Consider the following 17571-nt stretch of genomic DNA (forward strand, 5'->3'; position numbering starts at 1 on the left):
ACCGACAATAAAATTAATATTAACAAACAATCTCAAGAAGTAGTTTTCACTTCTTGAGATTTATTTTTTTAGTTTGTTATATTATCAATAAGAGGCTGTGAAGATTCAACCTTAAAGTTATTCAGATAAATAACACGCAGATCTTCTGGTAAGGCGACTTCTAATAAATGATACCCTTGCAGTAATTGCGCTTTGACATCAGCAGCCGAAAGCATTTCACCTTCTGCTTGAAGATAAGCTGAAATTCTGGTTTCACTCCAGTGGAAAGTCTGAGCCATTAACACCATCAAGCGCGTGATGGGTGGCAATTGCTCTAAAGCTTGTTCCATGTAGCACCATAGCGGCGGAGAGGCGGCTTGTAAAGAGTAATGTATCGACTCTACTGGCGGTAGTTCTGCCTCGTTAATACATACTGCGGTCATGTTAATTAGCCAATTCTGGAAGGAACTAACTTCAGTACCCGTATCTTCGCGCAAATTTAAACCACCTAACTCATAATAGATATGTCGCCAGGTTAGGGCAAATAGGTAATCTGCTTGCACAGGCGATCGCGCCGAATGCCGTATTAATGTATATACAATGGGACTATAACGACAAAAAATAGCAGTGAAAAATTTTCCTTGCTCTGGATAACGCTGAAACAAGGTAAGCAATTCCTGATCGCTATGATGGAACAGGGATTTGACTATCGGATGATTAGATTCAGGAAAATGCGGAATTTGCACAACTTTTCGTTACTCGCTTTTCTTGATTTATTTTTATTTAGTGTAAATCACCCTTAATATATCGACTGATTCACCTTTATCAAACAACTTAAAGATTTTTAGGATTATAGTTCCAAAAAATCTCGATATATAAACTTGGTTAATATGTTACTATTAAACCTAGTAGTGATTTTATTTATAGCATCAGATATAATTTATTAGCTAGTTAAGCCTTGATATTATAGGAGCTTTTAGTATTCTGTGCCTCTAGATAGCTTATTTTCCACTCAAGGCATTATGGTGATGTTACTAGCAGCCTACGCGGTTGCTATGTGGATGTTCCTCACCAGTGCGCCAAAGGTTTACACCATTATGGTGTCTGATTTAGAAATAGCTCGGCAGTTGTACGAAGGCTTACTAAATTTGCCTGTAGCAGACGTGCCACTGCACTATTACTACAATTATGAGCAAACTCTAGGGGTTCCCAGTATCGACCCCCTGTATCTGTCAGCACCCATAGCAACTTCCCCTGTTAGAGGGGGAAATGGTTCTGAAGGATTGTGGTATCAACTGAAGAAAAATACTCAACTACACATCATTTCTGGTGCTAGCTTAGGGCAGAAAAACCGTCATCGCCATGTTTCATTTGATCACGACTGTCTAGAGCAAGTACTAATGCGGGTGCAGTTACGTGGTATCAAGCATAAGATTCGTAGCGATAAACCATTGAATTTTTTGGTTAAAGACTTAGAAGGTAATGTGATTGAAATGAGCGAAGTTTCTAATTAGACATCTTTAGAAATTAAAGGTGCGCTAAAACCCTTGTATAGAGGCAAAATTTCTTGTTTCTACATTCTCCCCACTAACTCAGAATAGTTAGTGGGGTTTTGATATTAATACTCGCTTCCCACTCCAAGAATACCTATTTTATAAACCGCCAAGACGCAAAGAACGCCAAGAAAGAAGAAGAATATAATCGGTAATCTTTTAATGGTTTGGGAACAGCTTATTTAGAAACTGGCGGTAAACGGTAGTTGCTGGCTATGTAATAAAAAAAGCGGTAGTAGTCGGCAAACTGCTTGCTTGGTGCTTGCGCCCGCCAGTGATAAAGCATTAGACCTTGATTTAAGCTCAATTCCATAATGTTGAGGTCGCTACCTACTTTTACCTGAAGTTGTCCAGTTACTCCTTGCTGAGTTGTAAAGTTCAGTTGTAAAGGCTGTGCAGTCTTTTTGACTGTAGAGGTACGATTATTCAATATCATGTTTGACAAACGGTGTTCTGCCCAGCCTCGAATCTCAATTTCAGGTTGCTGTGGATCCCGAAATGCTTGCCCATCACGATTATCTGGCATAGGAGTAGCAATCCAATTACTTGGATATGGAAATTCAAATTGATAGCGTGGGTTGCGATAAATTTTCCAGGTTGCTGAACTATTCCTTGATGACTGGCAACCCTGTAACAACATAGTTAACAGAACTAGCAGCCAAACTAGCCTGGTATTACTGGAAATTCGGGCGTAGCTCGCAATAGACACAGGCATTACTTAATTTCGCACTGTGCAGTTTTTATTCATGCTCTAGCAGGTTATAACCGGAACATAAAGAAATGTAACAATAATGCTGTCATACTGGCTTAACATCTTGACAGTCTCAAACTAACTGGTTACTGTAAAAGAACATACCCGGGTAGAACGATTAAAAGTGATATGCAAGATAAGCAAAAGGTTACGTTATATCTTCCGCCAGGGCTCCATCGACAGATGAAAATTCGCGCTGCCGTTGACGCTGAATCAATGTCTTCTATTGTCGAACGAGCGATAGTTTTTTATCTGGATCACCCAGAAATAGTTGATGAGGTAGAGTCCTCCTACGGACAAACTCACCAAATCTATGACTGCCCGAGGTGTGCTAACCCGGTAGTGCTTCGAGATGGTGAAATGGTGGCTCTAGGGAATCAACCGGGAGTGGTAGCCGAGGAACTGGCAAACCTTGAAGTCCGTGAAGAAGTAAATTCTCGCAATGACTCTCAGGGAGAGCAAGAATTAGTTCCTTGTTAACAAGGTGGCGCTGATTTTGAATTTAGTGCCGATGATGATTTGGCAGTGTTTACACCGTCTCTAGTTAGGTCGATCGTCATGCAAGAAGAGCTCAATATCCTAATCCAAGCTCAATATCCTCTCATCTACCTCGTAACATCCGAGGAAGAGCGGGCAGAAAAAACAATTGCTGCGATCGCTCAGATGAAACCCCAACCAAGGCGTGTCTTTATTTGGACTGTCACCCACGGCATCATCGAGTACGGTCAACCCCGCCACCTGACCCAACACAATACCGTTTCTCCAGAAGCTGCGGTTGAATGGGTGATCAGGCAGAAAGAACCAGGCATTTTTATATTTAAAGATTTACATCCATTTATAGATTCACCAGCCACGACTCGATGGTTGCGAGATGCGATCGCCGGATTTAAAGGCACAAATAAAGTTATTATTTTAATGTCGCCAGTACAGCATATTCCTATTGAACTGGAAAAAGAAGTAGTTGTAATGGACTACCCTTTACCAGACCTGGCAGAACTAAATCACGTACTTTCTTATCAGTTAGAGCAATCTCGCACTCGTAAAACTTCTACCGAAACCAGAGAAAAACTTCTCAAAGCTGCCCTTGGTTTAACTAAGGATGAAGCTGAAAAAGTTTATCGTAAAGCATACGTTAAAACTGGACGGCTGACAGAAGAAGAAGTAGATATTGTTCTTTCTGAGAAAAAGCAACTAATCCGTCGTAACGGCATTTTAGAATACATTGAAGAAGATGAAACAATTGATGCCGTCGGTGGTTTAGACGAGTTAAAGCGTTGGTTGAGACAGCGTTCAAATGCTTTTACCGAAAGAGCAAGAGAATATGGCTTACCTCAACCGAAGGGGATGTTAATCCTGGGTGTACCTGGTTGTGGTAAATCTCTGATTGCTAAAACAACTGCCCGTCTGTGGAGTTTACCTTTGCTACGTCTAGATATGGGGCGCGTCTATGACGGCTCTATGGTAGGACGTTCTGAGGCTAACTTACGGAATGCACTAAAAACAGCAGAATCAATTTCTCCAGCTATTTTATTTATTGATGAGTTGGATAAAGCTTTTGCTGGTAGCGGTGGTTCTGCGGATTCTGATGGTGGTACTTCCAGCCGGATATTCGGTTCTTTTCTTACCTGGATGCAGGAAAAAACTTCTCCAGTATTTGTAATGGCAACAGCGAACCGTGTAGAACGTTTGCCTGGAGAGTTTTTACGCAAGGGTAGGTTTGATGAGATTTTCTTTGTTGACTTACCAACACCAGAAGAGCGGGAAGAAATATTTAAGATTCATCTGATTAAGCGGCATAGAGATATCGAACGCTTTGATATCGAACAACTGGCTAAAGTAGCTGATGGTTTTTCCGGTGCAGAAATTGAGCAAGCACTAATCGCTGCGATGTACGATGCTTTTGCTCAGGATCGGGAATTCTCTCAACTAGATATTATTGCAGCCATTAAAGCGACTATGCCGCTTTCTCGGACAATGACTGAGCAGGTTACAGCCCTACGGGATTGGGCTAGACAGCGCGCGCGACCTGCTGCGTCCTCCGTCGCCGAATATCAGCGATTGGAGTTTTAACAGGCTTTCTCCTGCTCCCAACAGGGGTAAAGGCTAGCAGATTGCTAGCAGTTTGACAAAAGACCGCCAGAGCGGTGATTCAAAAACAAAATGTTGTCGTTTATTTAACTCTCTACTGGAGGAAACCCAAATGTCACACTTTAGCACTCTACGCACCAAAATCACCGATGCAGAAATCTTGAAAGCTTCTCTGCGTGATTTAGGCATTAGCGTTAAGTCAGAAGCTGATGTTCGTGGATATAACGGACAGCGCGTTCGTGCAGACCTAGTTGCCGTTTTGGAAGGCGAATACGATCTAGGCTGGTCTCGGAATGGCGACGGCTCTTTCGACTTGATCGCTGACCTGTGGGGCGTTGCTAAAAAGCACAATCAAACTGAACTGATTAATTCAATCAATCAAAAATACGCTGTTAACAAAACCTTGGCTGAAGTTAAGAATCGCACAGGTCTAAAAGATGCCAACGTTAAGTTGGTTCTGCAATAGTCTTGTTTTGTTCTGCGCGTTACCAAAAAACGGGTTAATCGAAATCTAGATTAACCCATTTTTTTATCAATAGCAAAACCCAGCTTACCGAAAATTTGGGGTATAAAGCCCCGTCATGAAGAGCGTAGCGGAGGACGGCTTTTTTCGATCAATCAAATATGGTATAATCTTATCATCAATAAGCAGTGATAAGATGCTAGTCTACGAATCCAAGTTAGAAGGAGCAAAACACCAGTACGAGAAGCTTGATGAAGCTATTCGTACTGGTGTTTTTGTTCGCAATGCTTGCATTCGCTTATGGGTGGATGGGGGGGCTAAAAGTCGCAATGACTTGTACAAGTACTGTAAGATACTTGCGGACAACCCCGAATTCCCTTGGGCTAAACTACTTAACTCTCAAGCTAGGCAAGCTAGTGCGGAGAGGGCGTGGGCATCTATCAGCAGGTTCTTTGATAATTGTAGAAAGAAGATACCAGGGAAGAAAGGCTTTCCAAAGTTCAAAAAAGACCGTCCTAATCATGGTTCTATTGAATACAAGCAAACAGGATTTAAACTATCAGAAGACACGAAGTACATCAGTTTCACTGATGGTTTTAAGGCTGGTTGTTTCAGGCTGTGGGGAACCCGTGACTTGCACTTCTACGGCTTAGACAAAATTAATCGAGTCAGGGTTGTTAGACGTGCAGACGGCTACTATGCTCAGTTCTTGATTGATCACGACAGAATAGAGCCGAGGGAACCATCGGGTACAACTGTTGGATTGGACGTTGGCTTGAGTCATTTTTATACTGATTCAAATGGTAAAACTGTAGATAACCCCAGACATTTAAGGAAGTCCGAGAAACGTCTCAAGCGCCTACAAAGACGAGCTAGTAAAAAATTCAAAAAAGGACAATCACAATCTAATAATTATAAAAAAGCCAAGAAGAAATTAGCCAGATCGCACTTGCAGGTATCCAGGCAGCGTAAAGACTTTGTTGTGAAAACAGCATTGTGCGTAGTCCAGTCTAACGACTTGGTAGCCTATGAAGATTTGCAGGTGCGGAATATGGTTAAAAATCATTGTTTAGCCAAGTCAATTAATGATGCTTCTTGGGCAATGTTTAGGGAATGGGTTGAGTATTTCGGTAAAGTTTTTGGTGTAGCTACTGTTGCTGTGCCACCATACAATACCAGTCAGAAATGCTCAAATTGTTCTGCCATAGTTAAGAAAAGTTTGAGTACTAGGACTCATGTATGCGCGTGTGGTGCGGTATTAGATCGTGACCACAACGCAGCACTGAACATTCTGGAGTTAGGACTTCGTACTGTAGGGCATACAGGAACGCAAAAAGCCTCTGGAGATAGCAACCTCTGTATTGACGAGGGAACTTGTCAAGATAAGTTGGATCGTGGAAAGAGGAAGCCTCAAGAGTGATCTTGAGAATCCTCGCGCGTACTGCTAGCGCAGAACAACACGCCGAGGAGAATGTCAAAATTGTATAGCTGGGAATATTTTTTTATTCATAAAACATCTCTAAAAAAGAATGTAGAGACGTTGTATACAACGTCTCTACAAGGGTTCAAGGGCTTGCCCTGAGCTTGCCGAAGGGTTAGCACTTTTAATTTCTGGAGAGGTCTATTAGACCTCCTGAAAAATAACTAAGGATGACTGGTAGAACGTCATCATTTGATTTACGAATGGTTATGTTGTTAGTGATTTAGCCATCTATTTTGGCACGGAGTTGCTTAGTCTTCAGTCTTGACTGTTGATTTTGAGCGCCATGCTGCTGTCATCCGTCCCAAGTTAGTAGTGAACTCGTTCCAACCTAATAAGTTTCCGGCTCTTTCTTCATCCCAAGAAGCAGATAAGACTCCATAACTCAGCCCTAAGACTCCCAAGCCAAAAAAGCTAATACTTATGATCACTACAGCTACGTTGGGTAAATTGAACCATTCTTTGCTGACGATCAAATAACTGATAATGAAAGTCAGCATCCCCATAGCCGTAGGTAAACCAGAGAAGAAAGCTACGCGGCGAATCATTCTGTTACTAACAACAGTTGGTACTGCCGCCGAGTTTGAAGCTGGCTTTGGCTTTTCAGTGGGATTTTTGGTAATAGCTTGGGGTGCTGGCTGGGTTTTTGGGGGTTTTTGGCGAGTCTTCTTAGCGGGTTCAAAAGGTAAGCGAACCCTTTCAGCATCCTCGCTTTGGCGTTCTTCAGAAGACATATTTATTGTTTAACCACGAATGCCGAGACGAGCGATCAAAGCTTGGTAGTTTTGCTGGTCTTTCTTTTGGATGTAGGCTAATAAACGCTTCCTTTGACCAATAATGGTCAATAATCCCCGCCTAGAAGCATGATCTTTGTGATTTGCTTTTAGGTGAGTGCTGAGTCGATTAATGCGCTCAGTCATCATGGCAACTTGGACTTCGGCAGACCCAGTATCCGTTTCATGAACTTGATACTCAGTCATTATTTCTTGTTTGCGCTGTTGCGTCAGGGACATGGATACCCTCTATCTCTTAAATACAGTAGTTTTTTATATTATCACTTTAATCATTGTGAGCGAAATTAACTTGCTGGTGGCGCATGGGGTTGAAAAAATCTCATATTCAGGACTTACGCAGAGATCCCCCTAAATCCCCCTTTTGAAGGGGGACTTTGAATTTCCCCCCTTTTTAAGGGGGGTAGGGGGGATCAAGGTTTCAGACTTTCGGTGCGTAAGTCCTAATATTGTTACATTTACGTTTTTTGCGAGTCTCCGCATTCTAAATTGCAAATTCAAAATCGGTTAACTTATGTAGCAATAGTTGAATTTTAGAAGGATCTGCCATACATGGGAAAAAAGCATCTTCCGTATCTGCTGTGGCAACGACTCAGCAGCAAGGGACCAAGTGCTGTGATGCGTATAGGTGTACCTAAGTTTACTTGGGCAGATCTTTACCATTCCCTGGTAACTATTTCCTGGCTTCAGTTCTTGGGACTGGTAGCCTTATTTTATATAGCTACGAATACCCTGTTTGCTTTTGCTTACTTAGCAGGGGGAGATTGCATTAAGAATGCGCGACCTGGCTTTTTCCCAGATGCTTTCTTCTTTAGTGTTCAAACTATGGCAACTATAGGTTATGGTGGGATGTTTCCGCGCACACCCTATGCCAATGTTGTAGTCACAGTGGAGGCGCTGTTAGGTTTGGTAGGGGTGGCGATGGTGACAGGGTTGGCGTTTGCGAGGTTTTCTTTGCCGACAGCGCGAGTGTTATTCAGTAAAGTTGCTGTCATTGCTCCCTATAACCGCGTTTCCACGTTGATGTTTCGGACAGCTAATGCGCGTGGCAACCTGATTATGGAGTCACAGATTCGGGTTACTTTGGTTCGCAATGAAGTTAGCTTGGAAGGAGAATATATGCGTCGCTTATACGATCTTAAGCTGGTGCGTAGAGAAACTCCGATTTTTGCGCTTTCTTGGACGGTAATGCACCCAATTGACAATAGAAGCCCTTTGTATGGATGTACTGCTGAAAGCTTAATAGAGGATGGGGTGGAAATTGTGGTGACGCTTACCGGAATTGATCAAACAGTTGCCCAAACTATACATAGCCATCATGTGTTTACGGCACAAGATATTTTGTGGAATATGAAGTTTGTGGATATTTTTCACCGGACTCCAGATGGCAAACCCTGGATAGACTATACTCGCTTCAACGATGTTACAAGTCCGTGACATACCTACACCTCCTGATTACAGGTAGGTGTAGGCTTCTCAGCGACTCTTCGTGGAAGACATTGACTGAGCTTTTAGATCGTGCGTCCCACGATTCTTTATATTTATTGCCGCGTTCAAATCCCTACACAAATTGACCTGACAATTAGGGCAATTATGGGTTCTTTGAGATAGCGGCTTTTTCACTTTATGACCACAACTAGAACATTCTTGGCTTGTGCCATTGGGATTTACAGCTACTACCTTCAAACCAGCATTTTCGGCTTTGTTTGAAAGTATGATTACAAACTGTCCCCAACCAGCATCATTTATACTTTTAGCCAATCTTGTTTTAGCCAGTCCTTTAATATTTAACTTCTCAACAGCTATAACATCATACTTTTCGAGTAATGTATTGGCTGTTTTAAAATGAAAATCAATTCTGGTATCAGCAACTTTTTTATGCTGAATTCCTAGTTTTTTAATCGCTTTCTTGCGACGATTAGAGCCTTTAGTTCTACGCGAAACACGACGCTGTGCTGATTTTAGCTTGCGTTCAGATTTACGCAAGAATTTAGGTGCAGCAATTCTTTCATTGTCTGATGTGACAATAAAATCAATTAAACCTACATCAATCCCAACAACATTGTCAGAATTAAAATCAGGTTTAATCTCTGGAACTGTTTTGTCATCAAGACTCAAGGTGACATAGTAACCTTTGGCTTTCTTAGTTACGGATACAGTCTTGATATCAAACCCATCCGGTATTGGACGATGAGCAATTACTTTTATATCGCCAATTTTAGCTAACTTAATTTTGTTATTTACAAAATGGTATTTTTTGAATTGGGGATAGGTGAAAGTCTTGTATTGCCCTTTTAGCTTTAAATCTAGGCTTGCCCGACTTTTTACCGTTACAGTCTCCTTTTAACCATTTATCAAAAGCTAGTTCTACCTTTTTTGGTACTTCTTGTAGTACTTGTGAGTAAATGGTTTTGTACCAAGGTCGATCTATCTTGAGTTGAGTTAGAGTTGCTTGTTGACTATAACGATTAGGCTTGTCTTTTAGTTCAGGTAGGTGGCAAACAGTAAGAGAACATCTATCTATCGGGCATCTATTTTGCTCATACCAATCAAACCTTTGAGCAAGTTGATAATTGTATTGACAACGCAACATATCTAATGTGTCGTCAATAATTTTTATTTGTTCGCGGGTTGGTTTTAATCGGTACTGATAGGATGTTCTCACCTGAATCGACCTAATCGGTGTTATGTTTTTAGTATACACCGATTTAAGTATAATTGCAGAAAATATGAAAAAAGACTTTGTATCAAAGGGTCGTTCCGTTAGCGATCTAAAAGTTCACCTAGTGCTAGTGACTAAGTATCGGCGTAAAGCCTTTACATCTTTTATGCTTGCTCGACTCAATGTTGTAATGGAAGAATTACTGGAGAAGTGGGACTGTAAGTTGATTGAATTTAATGGAGAAGATGATTATGTACACCTGCTTTTTCAGTACCATCCAGATATTGAGTTGAGCAAGCTGGTAAATAATCTGAAATCTGTATCGTCTAGAAAACTCCGCCAAGAATTTGCAGAACACCTGGAAAGCTTTTATTGGAAAGATGTTTTTTGGAGTGGCTCATATTTTGTAGCCAGTTGTGGCGGTGTAACTCTATCTACACTTAGGAAATATATTGAGGCTCAAGAATCTCCCACCAATTAAATTGTTCGTTTCCTTCATGTAGAAGTGAACACAGCGAAGCATTGTTCACTTCTACTGTCGTCAACTCACGCGCATTCATCCCACACTGACTGAGTACAGTACAGATGTGGGACTTCTGCTGTTTCAGTTAAAAAAATTAGCGCCCGATGAATTTATTTCCAGGGGATGCTCTGAGCATTGTTACACTGCTCAAGTTGTGGGAGTCTGGGGAAGTTTCTGAGATAGGTAATAATAAGGTTTGCTGAATTTCTCTGGGTAGGTTGGGGCTTACTTGACAGTTGCTATTTAAACACTCCAGCAAAAATTGATTGGCTTGATAGTACTGCTGTAGAGTTTGCTGTTGCTGTAAAGTAAAATTCCAATTCTGTCCGATATTACGGTGGCGGATCATTGCTGTTCTTAATTCTTCTGTCCAAGTTGAACTGTTAGCTTGCCACCAGGATGCGAGATTTTCAGAGCCATCAAGTTGGGTGAGTTGTATTTTTAAGTTTTGCAATGCTTCTTGTAGTGGCGATCGCACTGTTTTAGACTGGATATCAGCTTGTATGGGTAAGGCAAACCCCAGGTCAAGCACACGGTCAATGGTGGGATGTTCAGGTAAGCTCAAACTTAACCTTAATACTCGATCCAAGGCTAGATCAAGTTTTAACTCTGGTGTGAGATTACCAGCTAATGATAAATCTAGCGCGATCGCTAAGTTGAAGTTGGGAGGGGTGTGAGAATTTTGGGCTAAAGCCAACCTCATATAAAAAGCACGGATGGCTGCGGGTTGATAATTAACTTTTAAACTTTCACACTTCTGATTTAACCAAGTAAGGAATTGCTGTAATTGTTCATCTTGAGCCAGCATCTGATCGAGTTTTTGCTTCATAAGCTGCAACAGTTGGTCAGCGTTTCCTAACAACCCTGCTGTGAGTAGAAATACTTCACGCCAACGAGGTTCGGTGATATGGTTCACTAACTTGTTGAGATTTTGGCTTAAAATTTTTGGCTCTAAGTTAGCCACAATATTTCTGGCGGTTAAATACTCTTGAAAAGTTAAATGGGAAAACGAGTAAATTCCTTTGGATCTTTCTACAAGTAACCCATGTTGCACTTCAATTGATTTTAAGACGGCTGCACTATTTAACTGCAATTCATCTTCATCTAAATTATTAATAAAAATGCTTTTTAGGTAGTTGGCGATATGTTCCTCAAGAGTAGATTGCTCAATAAAGTAATCATGCTGTTCAAATGTAATAGCCGCAATTTTACTTAGCAGTTTTATCTTTTGCAATAAAGACAAATGATGATAGATTTCATCACGTTTAATGCCTCTCGATTCATCCCAACGAGTTAAAAGAAGATCTAATCCTTGCTTGTATAAATCGGAACGTCTAGCCGGAAAATCAGCTTTAACTTGAAATACTGAACAAGTCAGATTCAGTAGCAAAGGGGTGGTTGCTAGTTCTTTAATTTGCAGATTTTGAGGTAATTCGATTTTTTCTAGAAACTGACTAGCTTTAGCCAATCCTAATTCGATATTTTTGCATACTGCTACAAACCATTTTTTAGCAAATGCTTGAATTTGTGAAAAATCAAAATCAGCTATTTCAATATCACTAAATCCTTCAAACTGATATTGTCGAGCAGCAATTCGACAACTGATGATAAATTTATTTTTGTAGTACTGATTACAAAATTGGCGGATTTGCTGTAATACTTCATCGCTTTCCTTCGTAGGCACTTCATCCAAGCCATCTAGCAGAAGGAGAACTCTACCATGCTGAAGTAAAGTTTCTAGTTCTGAGCGTTCAATGTTGCTACTACTAATTTCTTGATAAAGATAATCTAATAGATTTGCAGATTTAACTAAATCTAGATCAGCAGCTAAATTACGTAGTCTAAGAAAAATTGGTACTTGATTGGCTTCAAATTCTCCTTGGTTACATAAAAGAGCAATTTTTTGTAAGAATGTAGTTTTCCCTGCTCCAGGTTTACCAAATACCATTACTTTAGTGGAGTTAGTGATCGCTTGTAATCCTGCAATTCTTTGTTGATATTGAGTTAAACCCAAACGATTAAACTTTTCTGGGTTAAAATTATTGAAGTCGGAAACCTGTAACCACTGTTGGTTAGATAAAACTTCTAAGATATTGACATTAACATATATGTCGTTTAATTGAAGTGGTTGAGCAACATCTAACAAGCGTAGGGTGCTACACTGGTCAGCAATTTTGTCATAACAGTGCGATCGCAGTTTTTGTACTAAACTTTCTATGTCTAACTTTTGGTTTTGGTTTGGCTGCGAAATTTTTACTTCGGGATCTTTAGGTAAATCAGCAATTTCTTGCCAATCTAAATTCATTTGGAAACAAATCTCTATAAATATGTTTCGCTCAACTGATTTACCTGAAAAGAATTTCCAAATTGATTGACGAGTAGTAATACCTACTTGTTCAGCCAAAAATTCTTGTGTCCATCCAGCCCGTTTAAAAGCGTTTTTAGCTTTTTCAATCCCGGATGGTGATGCCTTAAGAGAGCGTTTTGCCATATTTGATTATACCTGTAACTTGTTATTAGCGATGCTTATTATTTAAAAACCGATAATATCTCGTTGTGCTGATGAAATCTTATTAAACTTTAATTATACCAAGCCCTACACTTAAAAAAATCTAGCTTACTATTTATTAATGGGGGAGAATATAAAAGTATGGGAAATTTATCCACAAGCTTGATCAGCAGCGTGATCGGGACGCTGGGAAAGATGGAGGTGGCGCTTGCTATAATTAGTGAGGCGATAGTCCAAACTAATGATCAAGGCTACATTCATTGGTCTAATCAGGCTTTTGATAGCTTAATTGATCGAGAACATTTCGATGTACTTGGCACTAAACTGATTGAGATTTTGCCTGTAGAGCAGCAAGGGGTACAAGTACTAGAGGCATTACACCCTGCTAGTTTAGCGCTACAGAATACATATATCATTAATCAGGATGCCCCAACCGGACAACAAAAAGCACAGATAAGTAATATTTATTCATACAGCGAGCCACCGCTAACTAAGGGAATTTATGAATTCCAAAAAGCTGGTAAAAAATTAGTATTAGAAATTTCTTGGGCAAAAATTCAACTAGAACAACAAGCTAATATTATTTTTGTAATTAGAGATATAACGGCTCAATACCAGCAACAGCAGCAGTTACAACAACAGTTACAAATAGAAATAGACAAGCGCCAACAATTAGAAAGAGCTATCCGAGATAGTGAAGAACGCTTTAAATGGTTATTAGAAGCTACCTTTAATAGCGTGGATGGACTTTTAGCTATTGATAGCCAAGGTCAGATAGTCTATTGTAATGATAAATTTAAAGAAATCTGGTCTATTCCAGATGCAGTTCTTACTTTAGTTGATTTAGATGAAATCCTTCTTTTATTTAGCCAGCAAATAAAAGATCCTGAAGCTTTTCTGGAAAGAAGTAAAAATTTATATAGTAAGCCTGATACTAAGTTTACTGATATTCTTGAATTTAAAGATGGCAAAATTTTTGAGTGCTACAGTCAGCCACAGCAATTAGGTAACAAAATTATTGGTAGATTTTCATGCTTTCGTGATATCACTGCTCGTAAACAAATAGAAGCAGAGATTCAGCGCTCGCTCTCCCTTTTAAAGGCAACCATCGAATCTACAGATGATGCAATTATCGCTTTTGATATGCAAGGCAATATTACCTGTATTAATCAAAAATTTGTAGAAATGTGGTTAATTCCCGATGAAATAATGGCATCGCCGGATATCAACCAACGCCTGTTATTCATCGAATCACAGATACAATATCCAGAAAACTTTTTCAACGCATTCCAAGAATTTTCTCAACAACCAGATGCTGAATGTTGCTACCTGCTGAAATTGAAAGATGGTCGAAGTTTTGAGTGTCAAAGCCGCCAACATCGTCTAGAGAAAACAGTGCTAGGAAGAGTTTGGTGTTTTCGAGATGTTACTAAGACTAAACAGATGGAAGCGCGAATAGAGCGAGAGCGATCGCTGCTACAAGCAACTATTGACTCAACTAATGAGGGCATTCTTGCGGTTGAAAGCAATGGTCAGATTACCTGCTGTAATCAACAGTTTAAAGAAATGTGGTCATTGTCTGATGAGTTGATAAAAACAACAGACTTGCAGCGCCGTATGGAATTTATTGCTGAAAAACTCAAATATCCAGAAGTATGGCTCCAAACAATAATTGAACTATCTAACAAGCCAGAAGTTTCTCGAATTGATACCTTGGAACTAAGAGATGGTCGCCTATTTGAGCGCCATATACAGCCTTATAAATTAGGTTCACAAATTATTGGTAGAGTTTTTAGTTTTCGGGATATTACAGATACGAAGCTTGCAGAGATTCAACTACAACAAGCAAAAGGTCAACTCCAAGCCGTCTTGAATGCAGTTCCCGGAGGTATAGCCTGGATAGACTCTAATTTAAACTTATTAGGTGTTAACAATTATTTAGCTGAAATATTTGGCTTGATGCCAGAAAATTTTGTAGGCAAAAATTTTAATTTTTTTAAATCAACTCATGCGGAAATTATTGACTTTTTGCAGCAATTTTTTAGCAGTTATGTTCAAAAAACTTCTATAGAGGTTGACTGGAAAGTTGATAGTTCACGAGTAAGTTATTTAGTAGCTGGTCAGAAATACTTGCAAGGTCAAGCTGCTGTTTTTGCGGTAATGGAAATTACCAAACGCAAGGAATCAGAAGAACTTTTGCAGCAGCAAACAGCTTCTATGAAAGCAGCGATGGATCGCGCTTTACTACTTAAGCAAATTACTCAGCAGATTCGTCAAAGCTTGGATACACGAAAAATTCTACAGACTGCTAGTAATCTGATTGGTGAAAATTTTAAAATTAATCGTTGTGTAATTCATCTTATTACTGATCCTAACTTAGCTTGTCCTTGTGTGGCTGAGTATGTGCAACCTGGTTATCTAAGTTTAATCAATGAAGAAATTCCGATAAATGGCAACCCATTTGCCGAGGCATTAATTGCTGAAGATCGGGCGATGGCTGTTTATAATGTTTATAATGAGCCACTATTAACAGCAGCTATACCGATCTTAGAATACGCTCAGTTGAAATCCATGTTAGCGATGCGTACTTCCTATAAGGGAGAAGTTAATGGATTCTTTGGGCTGCATCATTGCGAAGAATTTCATAACTGGACTACAGATGAAATTGAGTTGCTAGAAGCCGTTGCTGCTCAAGTAGGAATTGCATTAGCTCATGCTCGCTTATTAGAGCAAGAAACTCACCAACGCCAACAATTATCCCAACAAAATTTAGACTTAGAAAAAGCAAAAATTGCAGCAGAAGCAGCAAGCCTTGCAAAAAGTGAATTTTTGGCAATGATGAGCCATGAAATTCGTACACCCATGAATGCTGTTATGGGGATGTCTAGCTTGCTGTTAAATACAGAATTAAAACCTCAGCAACAGGGATTTGTTAAAACTATTCTTCATAGCAGTGAAGCTTTACTGGCTATTATTAACGATATTCTCGATTTTTCTAAATTAGAGTTTGGCAAACTAGAGCTAGAAAAACAGCAGTTTAATTTGCAAAAGTGTGTAGAGGGAGCAGTCACTATGCTGGCTCCTAAAGCAGCAGCTAAAGGTTTGCAGTTGTTATCTAAGATTGATCCCCAAACACCTGTCTCAATTATTGGGGATGCAACTCGTTTACGACAAATATTAGTTAATTTACTTAGTAATGCAATTAAATTTACCCATGCTGGAGAAGTAAGTATTTCAGTAACAGCTAAACAGTCTGAACTTTCTCAGCACTCTTCCCTTAATAACCCTATTTACCAAATTAAGTTTGCGGTTAAAGATACAGGCATCGGTATTCCTGATAACCGCAGGGAAAAGTTGTTTAAGCGTTTTAGCCAAGTTGATTCTTCAATTAGCCGTCGCTATGGTGGCACTGGGTTAGGATTGGCTATTTCTAAAGAGATAACAGAATTGATGGGAGGAACTATTTGGGTTGAGAGTGAAGTTGATATCGGTTCTACTTTTTATTTCACAATGCTTGCGGAAGCTGGTATTTTGATTGCGGATAATAATGCACTTGATTCGCGCTTAACAATTCCCCGAATAGCAGAAAAGTTACCTTTAAAAATTTTGTTAGCAGAAGATAATTTGGTAAACCAGGAGGTTGCAATGCTTACTTTAGAAACACTTGGCTATCAAGTAGATGTAGTAAGTAATGGACTAGAAGCACTGCAAGCAGTACAGCGTCAAACTTATGATGTTGTATTAATGGATGTGCAAATGCCAGAAATGGACGGCTTAACTGCTACTCATTGTATCCGTCAAGCATGGTCAAACGAAGAATTCCTGGCACAGCGTAATGGCTCAAGCATTATTAGTTCTTGTCCTCGGATTATTGCAATGACAGCTTATGCTACCAAGGGCGATCGCGAACGCTGTCTAGAAGCAGGTATGGATGATTATATTACCAAACCGATTAATATATCAGAACTAATTCAGGCGCTCTATCGCTGTCAGCCAAAAGCTTTGTCAGGGCAATCTACACCTACACTTGTCGAGCAAAAAAGCGATCGCAGTGAGTATTTAGAAGCAGAATTAATTATGGCTGAGGAGGATAATTGTACAATCCCTAAATTACCGCCCCAAGTTCCAAATCCGATTGATGCTAAAGTTCTCGAATCATTACGCCAGATGGCAGGTTCAAATGCTAACGAATTTCTAGCAAAAATCCTTGATAATTATTTTGAAGAAACTCCGCGATTGTTAAGCGCGATGCAGGAGGCTGTTAGTACAGAAGATCCAGCCGCCCTTGCTTATGCTGCTCACAAATTGAGATCTGCAAGTGCCACTCTTGGTGCTACAAATTTATCGCTGCTTTGCAAAGAGTTGGAAACATTGGGACGTGCGGGTAGTACATTAGGAGGATTACCTGTGATCGCGCAAATTGAGACTGCATACGAAGCAGTCAAGTTGGCTTTACGGCAGGAAATTCAGGAAAATCACGCATGAGTAAAGATTCAGTGCTAAAAGACTCGCCTCTGGTGCTAATAGTCGATGATGACAAGTCTATGCGGATGCTATTACGCTTGGCGCTAGAACAAGAAGGATACCAAGTTGTAGAAGCGCAGGATGGTCAGGCGTGTATATCTGCATATAAACAACACCAACCTGATTTAATTTTGTTAGATGCTGTGATGCCTGTGATGGATGGCTTTACCTGTTGTACTCAATTGCGAAGTTTATCTGGTACTAATTCTTCTAATCTGGATGGATTAGATCATTGGTGACAAGTTAAG

14 protein-coding genes and 1 pseudogene are annotated in these 17571 nt (G+C 40.0%); 9 read left to right on the plus strand and 6 right to left on the minus strand.

Annotation, left to right across the window (positions count from 1 at the left end; genetic code table 11):
* Window positions 1–68: 68 nt before the first annotated feature.
* Window positions 69–725 carry an RNA polymerase sigma factor gene (locus CRI9333_RS20365; RefSeq protein ID WP_015205044.1) on the minus strand — a complete coding sequence of 219 codons (657 nt, stop codon included), beginning with the start codon at window positions 723–725 and terminating at the stop codon, window positions 69–71.
* A gap of 240 nt (window positions 726–965) precedes the next feature.
* On the opposite strand from CRI9333_RS20365, the gene CRI9333_RS20370 reads away from it, so the two are divergent.
* Window positions 966–1493, plus strand: coding sequence for a hypothetical protein (locus CRI9333_RS20370; RefSeq protein ID WP_015205045.1), 528 nt, complete (start codon window positions 966–968; stop codon window positions 1491–1493).
* Between the two features lie 217 nt (window positions 1494–1710).
* Here CRI9333_RS20370 and CRI9333_RS20375 read toward each other — a convergent pair whose 3' ends face one another.
* Window positions 1711–2247 (minus strand): hypothetical protein, encoded by a 537-nt coding sequence (locus tag CRI9333_RS20375; protein ID WP_015205046.1) that lies wholly within the window; start codon window positions 2245–2247, stop codon window positions 1711–1713.
* Between the two features lie 165 nt (window positions 2248–2412).
* Here CRI9333_RS20375 and CRI9333_RS20380 point away from each other — a divergent pair, with 165 nt between their 5' ends.
* The 4 genes from CRI9333_RS20380 (at window position 2413) to CRI9333_RS20395 (ending at window position 6254) form a co-directional block, all read left to right on the plus strand.
* Window positions 2413–2763, plus strand: coding sequence for a hypothetical protein (locus CRI9333_RS20380; RefSeq protein WP_015205047.1), 351 nt, complete (start codon window positions 2413–2415; stop codon window positions 2761–2763).
* Window positions 2764–2841: 78 nt separating this feature from the next.
* Complete coding sequence (gene ycf46, locus CRI9333_RS20385; RefSeq protein WP_015205048.1) at window positions 2842–4353, plus strand: stress-responsive protein Ycf46; 1512 nt, start codon at window positions 2842–2844, stop codon at window positions 4351–4353.
* Between the two features lie 130 nt (window positions 4354–4483).
* Complete coding sequence (locus CRI9333_RS20390; protein WP_015205049.1) at window positions 4484–4837, plus strand: DUF1257 domain-containing protein; 354 nt, start codon at window positions 4484–4486, stop codon at window positions 4835–4837.
* 193 nt (window positions 4838–5030) lie between these two features.
* Window positions 5031–6254 carry an RNA-guided endonuclease InsQ/TnpB family protein gene (locus CRI9333_RS20395; RefSeq protein ID WP_015205050.1) on the plus strand — a complete coding sequence of 408 codons (1224 nt, stop codon included), beginning with the start codon at window positions 5031–5033 and terminating at the stop codon, window positions 6252–6254.
* Window positions 6255–6565: 311 nt separating this feature from the next.
* Here the strand turns inward: CRI9333_RS20395 and CRI9333_RS20400 are convergent, their stop codons facing one another.
* Together CRI9333_RS20400 and rpsO are read right to left on the minus strand one after the other, a co-directional pair.
* A complete protein-coding gene (locus tag CRI9333_RS20400; protein WP_015205051.1) occupies window positions 6566–7048 on the minus strand; it encodes a PAM68 family protein in 483 nt (160 codons plus the stop codon).
* 9 nt (window positions 7049–7057) lie between these two features.
* Window positions 7058–7327: a 30S ribosomal protein S15 gene (rpsO, locus tag CRI9333_RS20405; RefSeq protein ID WP_015205052.1), complete on the minus strand. Its 270-nt coding sequence runs from the start codon at window positions 7325–7327 to the stop codon at window positions 7058–7060.
* 330 nt (window positions 7328–7657) lie between these two features.
* Between rpsO and CRI9333_RS20410 the strand changes: the two genes are divergently transcribed.
* Window positions 7658–8542, plus strand: coding sequence for an ion channel (locus CRI9333_RS20410; protein ID WP_015205053.1), 885 nt, complete (start codon window positions 7658–7660; stop codon window positions 8540–8542).
* Between the two features lie 39 nt (window positions 8543–8581).
* Here CRI9333_RS20410 and CRI9333_RS20415 read toward each other — a convergent pair.
* A pseudogene (locus tag CRI9333_RS20415) lies at window positions 8582–9770 on the minus strand (RNA-guided endonuclease InsQ/TnpB family protein).
* 64 nt (window positions 9771–9834) lie between these two features.
* Between CRI9333_RS20415 and tnpA the strand changes: the two are divergent.
* Window positions 9835–10248, plus strand: coding sequence for an IS200/IS605 family transposase (gene tnpA, locus CRI9333_RS20420; protein WP_041226862.1), 414 nt, complete (start codon window positions 9835–9837; stop codon window positions 10246–10248).
* A 136-nt stretch (window positions 10249–10384) separates the two neighbouring features.
* On the opposite strand, the gene CRI9333_RS20425 is transcribed toward tnpA, so the two are convergent.
* A complete protein-coding gene (locus CRI9333_RS20425) occupies window positions 10385–12781 on the minus strand; it encodes an NACHT domain-containing protein (protein WP_015205055.1) in 2397 nt (798 codons plus the stop codon).
* A gap of 159 nt (window positions 12782–12940) precedes the next feature.
* Here CRI9333_RS20425 and CRI9333_RS25175 point away from each other — a divergent pair, with 159 nt between their 5' ends.
* Complete coding sequence (locus CRI9333_RS25175; protein ID WP_015205056.1) at window positions 12941–17284, plus strand: PAS domain S-box protein; 4344 nt, start codon at window positions 12941–12943, stop codon at window positions 17282–17284.
* The gene (locus CRI9333_RS20435; protein WP_041226138.1) at window positions 17281–17562 is read left to right on the plus strand and encodes a response regulator; all 282 of its coding nucleotides are present in this window, start codon (window positions 17281–17283) and stop codon (window positions 17560–17562) included. Before CRI9333_RS25175 ends, CRI9333_RS20435 begins: the two co-directional genes overlap by 4 nt.
* The last annotated feature ends 9 nt before the right edge of the window (window positions 17563–17571 follow it).

The organism is Crinalium epipsammum PCC 9333, from assembly GCF_000317495.1.
GTDB classification, from domain to species: domain Bacteria; phylum Cyanobacteriota; class Cyanobacteriia; order Cyanobacteriales; family PCC-9333; genus Crinalium; species Crinalium epipsammum.